General features: G+C 43.5%; 11 protein-coding genes and 4 pseudogenes. 9 read left to right on the top strand and 6 right to left on the bottom strand.

The genetic code is table 11. The features are described 5' to 3' along the window. Positions 1–142 precede the first annotated feature (142 nt). The 3 genes from TT11_RS16115 to TT11_RS16105 all read left to right on the top strand — a co-directional run bounded on the left by TT11_RS16115 (position 143) and on the right by TT11_RS16105 (position 4,690). Complete coding sequence (locus tag TT11_RS16115; protein ID WP_261871141.1) at positions 143–586, top strand: hypothetical protein; 444 nt, start codon at positions 143–145, stop codon at positions 584–586. A gap of 299 nt (positions 587–885) precedes the next feature. Continuing rightward, positions 886–2,454, top strand: coding sequence for a peptide MFS transporter (locus TT11_RS16110; protein ID WP_102093924.1), 1,569 nt, complete (start codon positions 886–888; stop codon positions 2,452–2,454). A 418-nt stretch (positions 2,455–2,872) separates the two neighbouring features. Continuing rightward, on the top strand, positions 2,873–4,690 hold the full coding sequence (locus tag TT11_RS16105) for an aminopeptidase P family protein (RefSeq protein ID WP_261871140.1): 1,818 nt from the start codon (positions 2,873–2,875) through the stop codon (positions 4,688–4,690). A 135-nt stretch (positions 4,691–4,825) separates the two neighbouring features. Here TT11_RS16105 and TT11_RS16100 read toward each other — a convergent pair whose 3' ends face one another. From TT11_RS16100 to TT11_RS17555, 3 genes and pseudogenes are all read right to left on the bottom strand, one after another. Then, a complete protein-coding gene (locus tag TT11_RS16100) occupies positions 4,826–5,665 on the bottom strand; it encodes a hypothetical protein (protein WP_261871139.1) in 840 nt (279 codons plus the stop codon). A gap of 129 nt (positions 5,666–5,794) precedes the next feature. Continuing rightward, positions 5,795–7,131, bottom strand: a pseudogene (gene fabF / locus TT11_RS16095) (beta-ketoacyl-ACP synthase II). Between the two features lie 153 nt (positions 7,132–7,284). Next, positions 7,285–8,452: pseudogene (locus tag TT11_RS17555) on the bottom strand (anhydro-N-acetylmuramic acid kinase). 334 nt (positions 8,453–8,786) lie between these two features. On the opposite strand from TT11_RS17555, the gene tyrS reads away from it, so the two are divergent. From tyrS to TT11_RS16060, 3 genes are all read left to right on the top strand, one after another. Further along, positions 8,787–9,998: a tyrosine--tRNA ligase gene (gene tyrS / locus TT11_RS16070; RefSeq protein ID WP_261871137.1), complete on the top strand. Its 1,212-nt coding sequence runs from the start codon at positions 8,787–8,789 to the stop codon at positions 9,996–9,998. Between the two features lie 38 nt (positions 9,999–10,036). After that, positions 10,037–10,615, top strand: a complete 579-nt coding sequence (locus TT11_RS16065) for a GNAT family N-acetyltransferase (protein ID WP_261871136.1) — start codon at positions 10,037–10,039, stop codon at positions 10,613–10,615. 101 nt (positions 10,616–10,716) lie between these two features. Continuing rightward, the gene (locus TT11_RS16060; protein ID WP_370587884.1) at positions 10,717–10,884 is read left to right on the top strand and encodes a DUF1653 domain-containing protein; all 168 of its coding nucleotides are present in this window, start codon (positions 10,717–10,719) and stop codon (positions 10,882–10,884) included. 45 nt (positions 10,885–10,929) lie between these two features. On the opposite strand, the gene TT11_RS16055 is transcribed toward TT11_RS16060, so the two are convergent. Then, positions 10,930–11,898, bottom strand: a complete 969-nt coding sequence (locus tag TT11_RS16055) for an alpha/beta fold hydrolase (protein ID WP_261871135.1) — start codon at positions 11,896–11,898, stop codon at positions 10,930–10,932. 223 nt (positions 11,899–12,121) lie between these two features. On the opposite strand from TT11_RS16055, the gene TT11_RS16050 reads away from it, so the two are divergent. After that, positions 12,122–12,508, top strand: a complete 387-nt coding sequence (locus TT11_RS16050) for a hypothetical protein (RefSeq protein WP_261871134.1) — start codon at positions 12,122–12,124, stop codon at positions 12,506–12,508. Between the two features lie 76 nt (positions 12,509–12,584). Continuing rightward, positions 12,585–12,770 carry a hypothetical protein gene (locus tag TT11_RS16045; protein ID WP_261871133.1) on the top strand — a complete coding sequence of 62 codons (186 nt, stop codon included), beginning with the start codon at positions 12,585–12,587 and terminating at the stop codon, positions 12,768–12,770. A gap of 103 nt (positions 12,771–12,873) precedes the next feature. Here TT11_RS16045 and TT11_RS16040 read toward each other — a convergent pair. Then, positions 12,874–13,624, bottom strand: a pseudogene (locus TT11_RS16040) (SDR family NAD(P)-dependent oxidoreductase). A gap of 73 nt (positions 13,625–13,697) precedes the next feature. Next, the gene (gene upp, locus TT11_RS16035) at positions 13,698–14,357 is read right to left on the bottom strand and encodes a uracil phosphoribosyltransferase (RefSeq protein WP_057761878.1); all 660 of its coding nucleotides are present in this window, start codon (positions 14,355–14,357) and stop codon (positions 13,698–13,700) included. Between the two features lie 378 nt (positions 14,358–14,735). On the opposite strand from upp, the pseudogene TT11_RS16030 reads away from it, so the two are divergent. Continuing rightward, positions 14,736–15,418 (top strand): annotated as a pseudogene (locus tag TT11_RS16030) (DNA glycosylase). Positions 15,419–15,583: the final 165 nt, after the last annotated feature.

Genomic DNA, 15,583 nt, shown 5'->3' with positions numbered 1-15,583 from the left:
AGTTAGCTGTCACAAGTGCCAAAAAAGAATAGTTAAATTGTGGATAATAAACCCTTTAAATACTTAAGGGTTTTCACAAATCAGTATAAATTGCGATATAATAGGTCAATATTTCAAATATTTTGTGCAAGGTGGATAAGGTATGTCAGAAGGTATCGTTAATAACAATCCAAAAAAAGAGCTGTTATTCGCTTTAGGTGGCATTGCCATGTTCTTAGGTATTGTCTTACTTATTGGTGTTTCTGCATTTTTGCGTCCAGCAGGCGAGCATATCACTGCTGAGACAACTGAAGCATCAGCTGCGGCAGATGAAGCAGAAGCCACTGCTACTGAAGAAGAAGCGGCTCCAGCCGATGCAGAAGCTGCAACAACAGAAGAAGCGTCAGATGCTACAGCGCCTGAAACTGCAGCAGATGCAACACCAGCGGCAGATGCAGATAGTGCAGTCGTTACTGCGGAAGCAGGTACAGCGACTGCCTCTGGCACTGTAAACCAAGCCGCTGTTGCCGATGCTGATTTGACAGCTGAGCAAGCGGATGGTGACTTAGAGGCTGGTGAAGCTACTGAAGAGACCGCAGCACAGTAAGCTGTAGTATGACTGTGTAAATGATCTAAAATAGTGCTACTTAATTATAAAATGAGTCTTATTATGAAGTCTGTATCAACAGTGCTATAAGCATAATGATACAGTTCTAAATAGTCATAAAAAGAGCCCGTTCTCAACCATTGAGAGCGGGCTTTTTTTATGAGTATTTGTGTAATTTTTGACCAACTTTTTCTTTACTTGATTATAACCAAGTGAAACAATGTTCCGCCTATATGACCGTCCATCTGGATAATCAGGGGTTTGGTCATTACAAATATGATCTTTAAAGGAATAAAGTTATGGGCACAGAAACAAATTCGGGGGCTAGTGCAGCAGAGTTAGAAGCTCTAGACAATGGCTTTATGGGACATCCTGCGCCCTTACGCTCATTGTTTTTTACCGAAATGTGGGAGCGGTTCTCCTATTATAGTATTCGTCCACTATTGGTTTTATTTATGGTGGCAACAGTGAGCAGTGGCGGTTTTGGCTTTAGTGAAGTCACCGCTTCTGCTATTTATGGTATTTTTGCGGGTTCGTTATACTTAGCAGCAGTACCAGGTGGTTGGCTGGCAGATAACTGGCTAGGTCAAGAGCGTGCGCTGTGGTGGGGTAGTATCATTATTGCCCTTGGTCACTTGTGTATTGCGCTTTCAGCGATGTTTGGTATGACGCTTTTCTTCGTTGGTTTAATCTGTATTGTCTTGGGCTCAGGGTTATTTAAGACCTGTATCTCAGTGATGGTTGGTGCCTTGTATCCGAAAGGCGACTCTCGCCGTGATGGCGGTTTCACCTTATTTTATATGGGGATCAATATCGGTGCGTTATTAGCGGCACTTATCGTCGGCGTATTCAAAGAAAAAGGCATGTGGCATGTCGGCTTTGGCGTTGGTGGTTTGGGTATGTTGGTATCATTACTGATTTATCGTTTTGTCGCGCAAAAGAACTTAACGCGTTATGCACGCGCCAAAGGTATTTCTGCTGAGTGGGAAAAATCTAACGACCATTACAAAAACATCGGTCGCTGGGTTGGTGGTTTCGTTGCGTTGCTAGTAGCCGCAGTGCTACTAGTGTCTACTGGCATGATATCGTTCAATCCTGAGATGGTTGCAGAGTATATGACGTACATCATTGCTGCAGTGGTTATCTTATATTTCGCTATTATGTTTATCTCACCGCGATTGGATAAGACGGACAAACTACGCTTATTAATTTGTTTTGTCTTAATCATTGGTTCGACGCTGTTTTGGTCAAGTTTTGAGCAGCAGCCCACGTCTTTTAACTTATTTGCCGATCGTTATACCGACCTGAACGTTTTAGGGTTTGAGATACCGAGTATCTGGTTCCAGTCATTGAACCCGCTATTTATTTTAATATTGGCACCTATCGTTAGTATTATCTGGGTCAAGCTTGGTAACCGCGGTCTTGAGCCTAGCAGTATGGCTAAGTTTGCACTCGGTATGCTACTGGCAGCCGCAGGTTTCGCCTTGATGATTTTTGCCTCAAAAAGTATTTTAGCGCCTGGTGCTGGCTTGGCATCGCCACTATGGTTGGTTGGTAGTTTATTATTATTGACGCTAGGTGAGTTAGCATTAAGCCCAGTTGGTTTGTCTGCCATGACTAAGCTGGCGCCAGAAGGTATGCAAGGTCAAATGATGGGCCTGTTTTTTGCTTCTATCGCTATGGGTAACTTGGTTGCTGCTTTCTTTGGTGGGCACGTATCTGCTGATAAAATCGAAGGCTTACCAGGTCTATTTACCACCATGACCATCTTCTTGGTGGTTACTGCTGTACTATTATTGATACTAGCAAAACCTATTAATAAGATGCTTAAAGAAAGCGAGCGTGAGAAACAATTGGCTAAGCAATAAGATAGTCTGATGTACATTTATGATTAACAACAGCACAAGTGACATATGATGAGACGTGTTACCATTACTGGTAGCACGTTTTATTGTTTTAGTTGGTGAGATATTTGGCACAAGCCATTGAAAGCTTACTATCTGCCCAAACATCTAATGATAGCTCACCATAAACAGCAGTACAGCGTTTTATAAGCCTATATTAATTCAATTTTATACTCTCAATAGGTAGAAGTAATTACCCAAACAAACATAATTAGATAGTTAAATAAGTAGACTGTTTGCTTGAACAATTGCTATCAATGATAAATACCTTATTAAAACTAAAGCGGTATCAACAACTCAAACAAGACGACTATTAGAACAAGACGATTGTAAATAATCGCTCCATTATCATATTTTTATAACCTCTATAAGGACACATTCAATGAATAAACAAGCCATTCACGAACGTATTGCTAATTTACGTAGCACTTTAGCCGCGCAAGATCTCACCGCAATTATCGTACCTTCTGCTGATCCACATTTATCTGAATACCTACCAGAATACTGGCAAGCACGCTTATGGCTGTCAGGGTTTACCGGTTCTGTCGGTACGCTGGTCGTGACTGCTGACTTTGCAGGTCTATGGACGGATAGCCGTTATTGGGTACATGCTGCTGACCAGCTAGAAGGCACAGATATTACTTTAGAAAAGCTTGCGCCAGGTCAGCCAAATCATATCGATTGGCTAGCTGAGCATTTGCAAGAAGGAGATAGCGTAGCAGTAGACGGCAATGTGTTATCTATCGCTGAGCAAGATCGCCTGTTAAATGCTTTTGATGCCAATGACATTACTTTGATTACTGAGCGTGATGTGCTGACAGAGATTTGGACAGATCGCCCAGCACTACCAGCGGCCAAATTATATACTCATGATGAGCAGTTCCTTGCTCAGTCTGCCACCTCAAAGCTGGCTGCAGTGCGCGAAGGCATGGCAGAAGCAGGTGCGACCCATCATTTACTCTCAAGTCTAGACGATATCGCTTGGTTGACGAACTTGCGCGGTGCTGATGTTGATTATAATCCGGTATTCTTGTCACATATGTTGATTGACGCAGATAAAGCAACGTTGTTTGTTGATACTGATAAAGTAAGCGAAGATATTGCACAGAGTCTAAAAGACAGCGGTATCACATTAGCTGACTATTCTGCTGTGCAAGAGGCATTGAGCGCATTAACGCCAGACGATTTATTATTGTTAGATCCGAGCAAAGTCGCAGTAGGTACACTCTCAAAAATGGCAGACGACGTTGGTTTTATTGAGCAAATGGCGCCTAGTACATTACTCAAATCTGTAAAGTCAGATGCAGATATCGATCATGTGCGTGAAGCGATGCGTCAAGATGGTGCTGCCTTAGCTGAGTTTTTTGCCACATTTGAACAGCGTCTAGCGGCAGGCGAGCGTTTGAGTGAGCTAGATGTTGATAGCATGCTGATAGATGTGCGCAGTCGTCAGCCGCATTATGTCTCGCCAAGTTTTCCGACCATCGCAGGCTTTAACGAAAATGGCGCATTGCCACATTACCGTGCAACGCCAGAAAAATTCAGCTACCTTGATGTGGTCGAGGGCGAAGGTGGATTACTATTGATTGACTCAGGTGCACAATATCAAAACGGTACGACTGATATCACTCGCGTAGTCGGTATTGGACAAGTCACCGCCGAACATAAACGTGACTTTACTATTGTGTTAAAAGCCCACATTGCGCTGGCTCGTGCGCATTTCCCTGATGGCATCGCCTCACCGTTGATCGATGCTATCTGCCGTGCACCATTGTGGCAAGCACAGATGGACTATGGTCATGGTACAGGTCACGGCGTTGGTTATTTCTTAAACGTACACGAAGGCCCACAAGTCATCGCCTATAGCGCTAGCACGCCAAAAGAGCGCGCGATGAAAGTCGGTATGATTTCTAGTAATGAGCCAGGTCTATACCGCGAAGGCAAATGGGGTATTCGTATCGAGAACTTGGTAGTAAATACGCCAGTTGCTAAGCCTACTGAGACAGAGTTTGGTGATTTCTTGAACTTTGAGACCATCACTTACTGCCCAATTGACACGCGTCTGATTGAGCCATCGTTGTTGGATCAAACTGAGATTGATTGGTTAAATGACTATCATAGCCAAGTCTTCGCAGAGCTAAAAGATCGTGTTGAAGGGTCAGCGCTTGAATGGTTGACTGAACGTACCAAAGCCATTTAATACCAAGCTCAAAATATTAATTACAAGTACTAAAAAGCGTAAATTATTTACGGGGCTTTTTAGTGTTCGTTATTTAGTACTTACTACTGAGCAGCTGTTTCTAGCTGTAGGTTTAATACTGAAAAATAATCACTGTCAGTGAATGTTTTTCTTAGCAGCTTCGTTATTAGTAGTTGAGTCATTCTGTTCGCTAAAGTGTTGGGTTACCTCAGCACGGAGCCAAGACTTTAGGTTTTCAGACATTAGCATCATTTGCTCACTTAGATAGTCATCGACCTGAGTTTCTAGCTCGCGGATTAGCTGTTGGTGTGTTGCATCTAGCTTCGCGTCTTTTAAGGCCAAATTAATCGCGGCACTGGCTTTATTATTAATATCTTTAATGTGGTTATTACTAAGCGCATGTGCCTGTTCGCTAATGGTTTTGCTGTCAGCACTTTTATTATCGCTAGCATTGCCTTCAGCATTTACGACTTCTGATGCGTCTTTTTCAGTCTTTGCACTAGAATTCTCAGTAACAAAATCGTCAGTAACAGTGCTATCTGCCACGACTTTATCTGTGTTTGATTTAGCTACGTCGGTAGCAGCTATTTCTTTGTCGTTGTCTACCTCTAACGCTGCCTGCTCATTTTTTTCTTGTTCTTTTCGAGTTGCTTCTGCCTTACGTGTGGTTTCTTCTTCTTTCTTCTGCTCGTCTTCTAGTTTTTGTTTTGCAGCAGCCGCGTCTTCTTGCTCTTGTTTTTCCGTGATTGCTTTAGCAATGGCTTGCTCTGCATTGTAGTTATCATATAGCTCGTCTACATGCGCATCTAAATCATGGGTATTAAAAGTGAAGTCTTCAAATGAGGTGTCAGATTGCAACAGAGTAGTGATGTCTTTTAGTTCTTGAGTAATTGCTGCGCGTACTGGCTCAGGTGCACACGTCCAGCGTTGATAAAACTGATGGGAAAATGAGTAGCTTGACATGGTATCTTCCATAAATGTTCCAAAATTACCCCTTATCATACGCAAGTACGATAAGGGGCTGCAAGTGGACAAACGTAGCAAATCTGACACCAACGTTACAACGCATTCATTACAATGCGCTGCGATATAGTTGGGTGGCTGTTATTGACTGACAGGCCAGCGAGCAAATACCAAGGAGCCATTGGTACCACCAAAGCCGAAGCTGTTAGACACTGCATACTGCAAGTTATCAACTTTGCGTGATTGATTAGCCACATAATCAAGGTTACAGTTGTCCTCGACATCATCTAGATTGATCGTAGGTGGTACATGCTGATGCTGTAGGCTAATACTGTAAAGATAGCTTCAACTCCGCCAGCGGCACCAAGTAAGTGACCGGTCATTGACTTGGTTGAGCTAACTAAGATGCTGTCTTTTACAGGAGAGAACACAGTTTCGATAGCAATAGACTCAGCCACATCACCAGCAGGGGTACTAGTACCATGAGCGTTGACATAACCGACGCTTGATGACTCGATACCAGCATCGTTTAGTGCATTTTGCATCGCTCTTGCCGCACCGCTACCGTCTTCTGGTGGTGCAGTAATATGACTGGCATCATCACTCATACCGAAACCGACTAGTTCTGCCAATATCGTTGCACCGCGCGCTTTGGCATGGGCAAGGCTTTCTAATACCACCATGCCAGCACCATCACCAAGGACAAACCCATCACGACCTTTATCAAATGGACGTGAAGCTTTGGTTGGCTCGTCATTGCGCGTAGAGAGTGCATGCATAGCACTAAAGCCAGCTATACCAAGTGGGCTAGAGCCTTTTTCACTACCGCCTGCCAGCATAACGTCAGCATCACCATAAGCGATCAAACGAGCAGCAAGACCCATAGCGTGAGTCGCTGTGGTACAAGCCGTGGATGTCGCAAGGTTTGGGCCTTTTAACTTGTGCTTAATTGCTACCAGTCCAGCGGCCATATTGACGATAGAGCCTGGGATAATAAAAGGTGAGACTTTACCCGCGCCTTTTTCGTGTAAGGTATCACGGCTGTTTTCAATCGTTTGAATACCGCCAATACCTGAACCTAAAATAATACCAAAGCGATCTTGGTCAACGCCTTGCACAGGCGCATCAGCAGCACTGACTTCCTCGATAAAACCAGCGTGCTTTAGTGCCATGGCAGAAGCGGCAACCCCATAATGCATGAACTCATCATAGCGACGCGCATCTTTGGCATTTATATATTGCTTGGCATCAAAGTCTTTGATCACGCCTGCAATTTGCGCACGGTAGCCGGTGGCATCGAAATGCGTAATCGGTGAGATACCACTCTCGCCATTGAGCAATTTGGTCCATGAGCTATCGACGTCTAGACCGAGCGGCGTAATGGCGCCCATACCTGTGACTACCACACGCGTATCATCAGAACGCTCGTAGTGAGGTGGTTTTTGACGCGATTTATTATGTACAGGTGCTGCAGTCATATTATTTGTGTCATCAGTGGTGGCTTGGTCGATAGGTGAACTACTATTCTGGCTCATGCGATATATCCTATACTTACAGGTCCTAAGAGGATGGCGTTTCAAAAGTCATTATAAAACACATAAGTGCACGTATGTAAACTAAAATTTAACTGGTCAGGCAAAACATACTTGACCCAATACCACGCCTTTATTTGCACCAGTTACCGCTGGTAAATTACCAGTTTCACCCATCAATGTTTGTCTGGCCAACCATGCAAAAGCAACGGCCTCGACCATGTTGCGCAAGCCCTAAATGTTCAGTGATTTTTACTGTGCAATGGGGTAGGTGTGCTTGCAAGCGTGTCATTAAATAGTCATTCAATGCGCCGCCACCGCAAACATAAACCGAGCTGTTTTTTTGAAGTGCTGACAAACATATTGATTTGCGTACTGGCACTGATAGCCGTTAACTCAGTTAAGGTTGCTTGCACATCGGCTGCTGAATAACTGATGTTAGCATTGGCTTGCTCAAAAGCCTGTAGCTCACCCTGCAACCAAGTTAAGTTGAAATCTTCGCGGCCTGTACTTTTTGGATGAGACTGAGCAAAAAAATGGATGTGCCAAAAGTTGCTGTAATAATGGCTCAATAAGGGTTCCAGACTGCGCCCAAGCACCACCTGCATCATAAGTATTGTCGGTATGCAAAGATATCCACGCATCCAATAATAAGTTGGCAGGACCCGTATCGTAACCCACAACTTGAATTTCTTCACTGGCTGGCAAGACGGTTATATTGCAATACCGCCTAAGTTTAATAGCACACGTGTGCTATCGGGATTGGCGAATAGTGCCTGATGAAACGCAGGTACTAAGGGCGCGCCTTGACCACCAACTGCCATGTCACGACGTCGGAAATCACTGACACGCTGATGCCTGTGCGCTCCGCGATGATATTGGCATCGACCAGTTGCAACGTGAATCCCATCTGCGGGCGATGGCGTACGGTCTGTCCATGACAGCCAATCGCTAACACTGACTCAGGATCGGTATTTGATTGCTGCAATAGCGTATTGACCACTTCACTCGCGAACTCAGCATACGCGCGACTTGCCCAGCCGAACCAATCCAACTCACTGCTTGGTTCATCGGCCTCTGGTACGAGTTGATTCACGCCATTCGGCTGACACAATGCTAATAGCACTTCACGCAGACGTGGCGGAAAATCTTGGCTATAGGTCGCAAGCAGTTGCATCGGCGGTTGAGTGTTGTCTTCGTTGCTCATCGCAGGATTAAACTGGCAAAGAACCGCATCCATACCATCCAAACTGGTGCCAGACATCATGCCGATATATAAGCCATCATCGAAGCTTTCAAACACGGTTTGCTCAAGGGCATCCGTTAAGGTGGCATAGTTCGAATTATCAGAGGTCAAATCATCAATATCGTCTGAAGGGTTATCCAAACCATTATTCATAAGCAAGTCTGCGAGGGCCTTATGGTCAGTATCAGCAATCGATGCGGGGTTGGTCATGGCAATTTACCTTAAAAAAACGCTAGTATATCCGTCAAATTCTAGCATTTTTTTCCAACCTTTTGAGGTTCTAAACTTCCTAAGGTGTTGAGCCAGTAACCGTCATTCATAAAAATCCCAATTAAAGTGATATATAGAGAGCATCATGACCAATCAAACTTACACCCTAGAAGAACAACTGGCCCTTATTCAGCGCGGTACGCAAGAGATATTGTCTGAAGATGACTTAGTGGCTAAGCTAAAGCTCAATCGTCCACTACGTATCAAGGCTGGCTTTGATCCTACCGCCCCTGATCTGCATTTGGGTCATACAGTATTGATCAATAAGCTTAAGCATTTTCAAGATTTGGGTCATGAGATTTATTTTCTAATCGGCGATTATACCGCCAAGATTGGTGACCCTTCTGGCAAAAACAGCACGCGTCCACCGTTGACTGATGAGCAAATCAAAGCCAACGCCACGACTTATGCTGAGCAAGTATTTAAAATCTTGGACAAAGAAAAAACTCGCGTGGTCTTTAACTCTGAGTGGTTCAATGACATGAGCGCCGCTGACATGATTCAGCTTGCCAGTCAGCAAACCGTCTCGCGTATGCTAGAGCGTGATGACTTTTCAAAACGCTATGCATCACAAACGCCCATCTCTATCCATGAATTTCTTTATCCGTTAGTACAAGGCTACGATTCTATCGCCCTAAAAGCCGATGTTGAGCTTGGCGGTACCGACCAAACTTTTAACTTGCTAATGGGTCGCACGTTGCAAGGACGCTATGGCCAAGAGCCACAAGTGTGTATCACTGTGCCAATCTTAGAAGGGCTGGATGGTGTCAATAAAATGTCCAAATCATTGGGCAACTATGTCGCTATCTATGATGCACCAGGCACGATGTACCAGAAAATCCTGTCGATGCCGGACACACTTATCCATCGTTACTTTGAGTTCTTAAGCTTTAAGCCAATGGAAGAAGTGGCAAGCTTGATGCGTGAAATGAAAGACGGCCGTAATCCACAAGAAATCAAACGTATCTTAGCCGAAGAGTTAATCGAACGTTTCCATGATGCTGATGCCGCTGCTAATGCGCACAAATCTGCTGGTAACGTTTTAGCAGATGGCGAGCTACCAGTCGACTTGCCAGAAATTATGTTAGATCTAGAAGGGCAAGATGCGTTATTTATCACCCAGATCTTGAACCAAGCTAAGCTCGCTAAAAACAACTCAGCTGCCAAAGACATGGTAAAACGTGGCGCGGTCAAAGTAGATGGCGAAGTCGTTGATGGTGGCTTTAGTCTAACCTCAGGTCAGACGGTCGTAATTCAAGCAGGCAAAAAAGCTTATGCAAAAGTGACGGTTGCTTAAGCGCTTGCTCACATCAATAATGGCTTGAGGAGAGATAAATGCTAGAACAGGTTACCTTATCGGGTAATGGCATTATCCTTGAGCCATTAACGCTCGCTTATGCCACTGACTTGGTTGAAGCTTGCCAAGATGGTACGCTGTGGCAGATAAACGAGACGTCTGTACCTGAGCCAGACAAGGTCGTGGATTATATTAATGTTGCAGATTCAATGACGGATAGGCAAGCTTTTGCCGTCATTGATGAGCGTACTGGTAAAGCGATTGGCTCAACCAGCTTCCATGACATTTTGCCGACTACCAAAAGATTAGAGATTGGCTATACTTGGTATGCCAAATCTTACTGGCGCACGCATGTCAACACAACCTGTAAGCTCATGCTGCTCACTTTTATATTTGAAGCGCTACAATATCAAACCGTAGGCTGGCGTACAGATGTCGATAATCATCGTTCACAACAAGCCATCGAGCGCTTAGGTGCCAAAAAGGATGGTGTGATTCGTGGCAATCGAGTACGCCGTGACGGCGTTATTTCAGATACAGTCATGTACAGCGTCGTTAGCTCTGAATGGGTAGATATAAAACCCAAGCTTGTAGCGAAAGTACAAGGCATTTATTAATCTTTTAACTATTAATATAAATGAGTGGTTTATGTCTCAACAAAGTCAAAACACGGTAGCCCAAGGCATTTACCGCCACTATAAAGCAGTCTTTATCAATATTGCATACGGCGCAGCATTCAGAAACCGAAGAATCGCTAGTGGTATATCGTTGCCTATACGGTGAATATGGCGTGTGGGTACGTCCGCTTGCGATGTTCGCTGAAATGGTCACAGTTGATGGTAAAGAAATTCCACGATTTGAATTGATTAAACCATTAAATGATTAATACTTAGCCAATGATTTAGATTGAATTTAGCGCAAAAACCCATCATTAAGCGTTCAGAAACTCTTTCAATACTTTATAAAAATTAACTGGTGCATCCATCGGTACAGCATGTCCTGATGTTGGCAAAATAATACTGTGCGCATCGGGCAGCAGAGTGGTCAAACGCTGTTGCCACTCTGCACTATATAACTGCGAGCGCGCACCAATCAGCAAGGTAGTCGGAATATTGACTGTTGGCAAAACGTCTCGATAATCGTAGGGCAGCGCAACATAAGCAGATAGGCAACGCAGTTTATGTTGCCAAGTCGCGTGTTCCATCAATGAGATTTTGTGTGGTGCTCGATAACTGAGGGCTTTTACCAATAATTGAGAAGGTTTGCTACTGACAGAGAGTAGAGAAAAAGAGCGTTCCATGTCTAACAAATTCACTTTTAATCGATAGGGCAGGTGACGGAAGTCAACTATTTGCTCGGCTTGTAGATAAGGAGCAGTGTCAGTAATCAACCGCGTAAATTGCGCAAACAATTCGGTTTGTCGTGTGCCGAATACACCGCCACCTTGCCAGTCTGGCTGATTATGAATAATCGGTGCTTGATCAATATTCAGATAGTGACTGACACGCTGAGTCCCAAAGCGTTGAAAATATGCCCACATCACCAATGCTCCCATCGATATCGCGGCCACAGGAAAAGCCTTAAAGCCGGTCTCTTTGCTCACGTATTCAAACACATCTTGGGTATCCTGTGCATATTGCTCAATAAAATCAAACGTTGGTAACGTTAGGTTACTGGCCAAACCAAACCCTCTAAAATGAGGCAAGTAAAAGCAGTAGTGCTGAATGAGCGGTAAAATAAATGGCAAAAATTGCCTCGCATCCATACCAAAAGCGTGCATTAATAGGACAGGTTTACCTTTGCCAATGACAGAGACGGGCAGCAGTGTTCCATCAGCTGTTTGGACAGTAATGGTCTTTAGCTGGTAGGGAGTAGGAAACGGTATGAGATCTTTTTTCATAGAGTGATATCTCTTTGATTCTTCAAGCTGTCTCGGTCAATTTAGTTAAGAAAGTATAGCGGTAGAATATACCACTACAAAATAGTTATACCGCGAATAAAAGACTGCTATATTAAAGCTGTCGCCTGACCATAGCATAGAATTTGGCTAAGGGTAAAAGTCAACAGTGATACTATACCAGTGCTATATAGGGGCTGAAAATGATTGTTGAGGATACAAGTGCATGAGTAGATCAACATTGCCATTACTCGATAGTAGCCTATATCCACAAGTATGGCAGCAGCAGACATTTACCAGTCCGCAAGCGCTTTTACTGTCAATGTTGTTTGCTACTTTGAGTAGGGATATCACAATTGATGCCAGTGCTTTTACCAAGCAATTATTGGCAGATGATGTTTATCAAGAATGGATTAATACCACAGTATTTGGGCGTTATCTTCATTGTAACTTCACCGCATTTTATCAGCAGACAGAAGACAGTTTTAACACAGATATGCCCGCATTGTTCCGTCAAGAATTGGTGCGCCATGCGCAATATTTACCATTAGATCAGGTATTGTTTTTTTTGCAGGAGATATGCCCAAAAGTGTACGACAGACTAAGACGTTAACCACGACGGTGAACCCGGCAACGGCGATCATAAGTGCTCAAAAAAAATGTCTCATAATCTGGCACAAAAGCTGACCGTGAATACTTCAAAGTTAATTATTAATCAGATAACTATCACTGATAAGCAAGTTTTAGGGTTTGCGATACGTCATAATAAACGCACTAGCGAACGTCTGCGTAACGAAGTACTGATTTTGGACTTTCAGGATTTGCGCTTGGTCAATGAGCAAGCTATTGAAGACATAAAAAAGCAATATAGATGACTCTATATTGCTTCGATCATATGAGATACGCTAACAGGTTCGGTATTGATAAGTGATATATCTATAATCAACGCCAATACGTTAACTAATAAGGCAAATAGTATTAATTTTGCTTGGCAATCGTTAGTCCATTATAAGTCTGGGCGACTGGCATTACTTCTAGACGGTTGACGTTAATATGAGCAGGTGATTCGATTAGCCATAACAAAATATCGCCGATATCTTCACCTGTCATGGTTTTAAAGCCATCATACACCTTGGCAGCTTTGTCATCGTCACCATGATAGCGCACGTTTGAAAACTCAGTGCCAGCAACGTTGCCAGGTTCAAGATTGGTCACACGCACTTGGGTACCAATCAGATCTGCTCGCAAGTTTAAGCTGAACTGTTTTACAAACGCTTTAGTTGCGCCGTAAACATTGCCACCAAAGTAAGGCCAGCTACCAGCAATCGAACCAACGTTAATAATATAACCGCTATCGCGAGCTACCATCGCTGGCAAGACCGCATGGGTCAATGCCATCAAGCCTTTGATATTGGTATCAGTCATACGCATCCAGTCATCAAGACTGGCCTTGTGAGCAGGCTCTGTACCCAGTGCCAATCCTGCATTATTGACCAAGACATCGATTTGTTTAAAATCACCAGGCAAGTCAGCAATGATTTGCGGGATAGAAGCCGTATCACTCACATCCATAACGACGGGTAAAAAAAGCCTCACCTAACGTCTCTGCCAAAGCATTCAGTTTATCAAGGCGTCTGGCGCAACCAATCACACGATGGCCGTTAGCAACCAAACGCTCTGCCAACGCTTTACCAAAACCTGCGCTTGCTCCTGTAATCAATACGTTCATGATCTGTCCTTATTATTGATGCTGTCTGCTGTTGCCATAATTTTGATGACGACTTTATTTACCCTAATGCAACTTATCTATTCGATAACTGCTTACCAAAAATCTTATCACCAGCATCGCCTAGACCTGGGATAATGTAACCGTGCTCATCCAAATGGCTGTCTAACGCAGCAGTATAGATGGTCACGTCAGGATGCGCTTCATTTACCAAGCGTACGCCTTCAGGTGCAGCCACCAATACCAATGCTTTAATATTAGTACAGCCATTCTTCTTTAGCATCTCGATGGTTGCAACCATTGAGCCGCCCGTGGCTAGCATTGGATCAATGATAAGGGCAGGACGTTTGTCCATGTGGCTCACGAATTTTTCAAAGAAAGGGACTGGCTGCAACGTTTCTTCATCACGCTGTAGACCGACCACAGAGATTTTAGCAGTAGGGATCAAGTCGAGCACGCCGTCAAGCATACCAATACCCGCACGCAAAATCGGTACGATCGTCGCCGTCTTACCGATGATTTGCTCACCAGTGATTTCGCCACACCAGCCTTCCATTGGGAAAGTTTCGATTTCAAAATCACGGCTTGCTTCATAAGCCATCAAGCGTGCAAGCTCTTTGGTCAATGTACGAAATTTATAAGTACTACAGTCTTTTTCGCGCATAAGGCTGAGTTTATGACGGACTAGTGGATGATCGATTACCGTAATTTTTAAATCGCTGTTTAAGTCACTCATAAGTACTCTCTTGGTTTCTTGTCTGATGCTTGCGCAGTTACTGCGGTTGCTATTAGTATAAAAGATACAAACACTTACCGCACTTTAACCATATTCTTAGCTCATAAATAGTAAAGTGAAACCCTTCACAATCAAGCTAATTAACCACTTTACGACAGTGCTCATTTATCGCAATGACAATATTTGCGTTCACAGCTGCCATCAAAGCCTAAGCAATTCAGGCTAAGTAAAGTGATATTTCGCCATTTAAGTCAACTATGTTTGACTATATAAGGTGATTATAAGTGAGGTAGTGTTTAGACTTGCTATGATACCAAAAAAACCGCTTTTCTGATGAAGAATATCATGACTATAAAAACACCAAGCATCCAAAAAAACATCGATACAGAGTCGCCATTAGCCGAAAACAGCGCTGTTGACGTCGAAACGCATCCTTTTGAGCCTGTTCTGCCGCCCAATGCCACCATTATGATGATGGGTACTTTTCCACCGACTGCTGATAAATGGGCCATGAGCTTTCATTATCCCAATTTTTATAATGATATGTGGCGGATATATGGACGAGTTTTTTTGATGATGCTGACTACTTTAGAGTAGGCGATGAAAAACGCTTTGACCCTGAGCATATCCGAGACTTTATGTTTGAACGTGGCATTGCTTCTTGCCCGACAGTAAAGCAAGCCATCCGTGAGACGGGTAATGCTTCAGATAAAAATCTAACGGTAGTCACACCTGTTGATCTAGATGTTATCTTGCCGCAAGTGCCAAAGGTAGAGACTTTGTTCACAACAGGAGGCAAGGCGACCGAAGTACTGCTCAATTTATTAAGCGAGCCAATTGCCAAATCAAAGCATCCGAAAACCAATCAAAGTATGGATTACCCTTATCAATGGCAGAGTACAGATAACCAGAAAGCTGATGTGAATAATCTAACCTTATATAGGTTACCGTCGACTTCACGTGCCTATCCGCTATCGTTGGATAAGAAAGTAGCGGCGTATAAAGCGTTTTCGAAAAAATGGGTAAGTTATAAAATGGAAATAGAGAAATGGTTGCACTAATCGAAGGTAAAGCTCAGAGATAGTAAAAAGTATTTATCTAGTAAATCTAAACGTTTTTGATGTTATAAATTATAGTAAATAGCACATCTATAGTCAGTCTTTAAACTTATCGAAATGAATTGAATCATAACCCATTGAAAAAAAATACAGATTTGTTTCTCTCTT

The sequence above is a fragment of the Psychrobacter sp. JCM 18901 genome, from assembly GCF_000586435.1.
GTDB lineage: Bacteria > Pseudomonadota > Gammaproteobacteria > Pseudomonadales > Moraxellaceae > Psychrobacter.
This window is presented reverse-complemented; position numbering and strand designations above follow the sequence as displayed.

What these genes read in the sequence shown, in the direction of transcription:
- TT11_RS16115 (WP_261871141.1), top strand. Translation starts at nt 143, where the DNA reads ATGTCAGAAGGTATCGTTAATAACAATCCAAAAAAAGAGCTGTTATTC.
- TT11_RS16110 (WP_102093924.1), top strand. Translation starts at nt 886, where the DNA reads ATGGGCACAGAAACAAATTCGGGGGCTAGTGCAGCAGAGTTAGAAGCT.
- TT11_RS16105 (WP_261871140.1), top strand. Translation starts at nt 2,873, where the DNA reads ATGAATAAACAAGCCATTCACGAACGTATTGCTAATTTACGTAGCACT.
- TT11_RS16100 (WP_261871139.1), bottom strand. Translation starts at nt 5,665, where the DNA reads ATGGAAGATACCATGTCAAGCTACTCATTTTCCCATCAGTTTTATCAA.
- tyrS (WP_261871137.1), top strand. Translation starts at nt 8,787, where the DNA reads ATGACCAATCAAACTTACACCCTAGAAGAACAACTGGCCCTTATTCAG.
- TT11_RS16065 (WP_261871136.1), top strand. Translation starts at nt 10,037, where the DNA reads ATGCTAGAACAGGTTACCTTATCGGGTAATGGCATTATCCTTGAGCCA.
- TT11_RS16055 (WP_261871135.1), bottom strand. Translation starts at nt 11,898, where the DNA reads ATGAAAAAAGATCTCATACCGTTTCCTACTCCCTACCAGCTAAAGACC.
- TT11_RS16050 (WP_261871134.1), top strand. Translation starts at nt 12,122, where the DNA reads ATGAGTAGATCAACATTGCCATTACTCGATAGTAGCCTATATCCACAA.
- upp (WP_057761878.1), bottom strand. Translation starts at nt 14,357, where the DNA reads ATGAGTGACTTAAACAGCGATTTAAAAATTACGGTAATCGATCATCCA.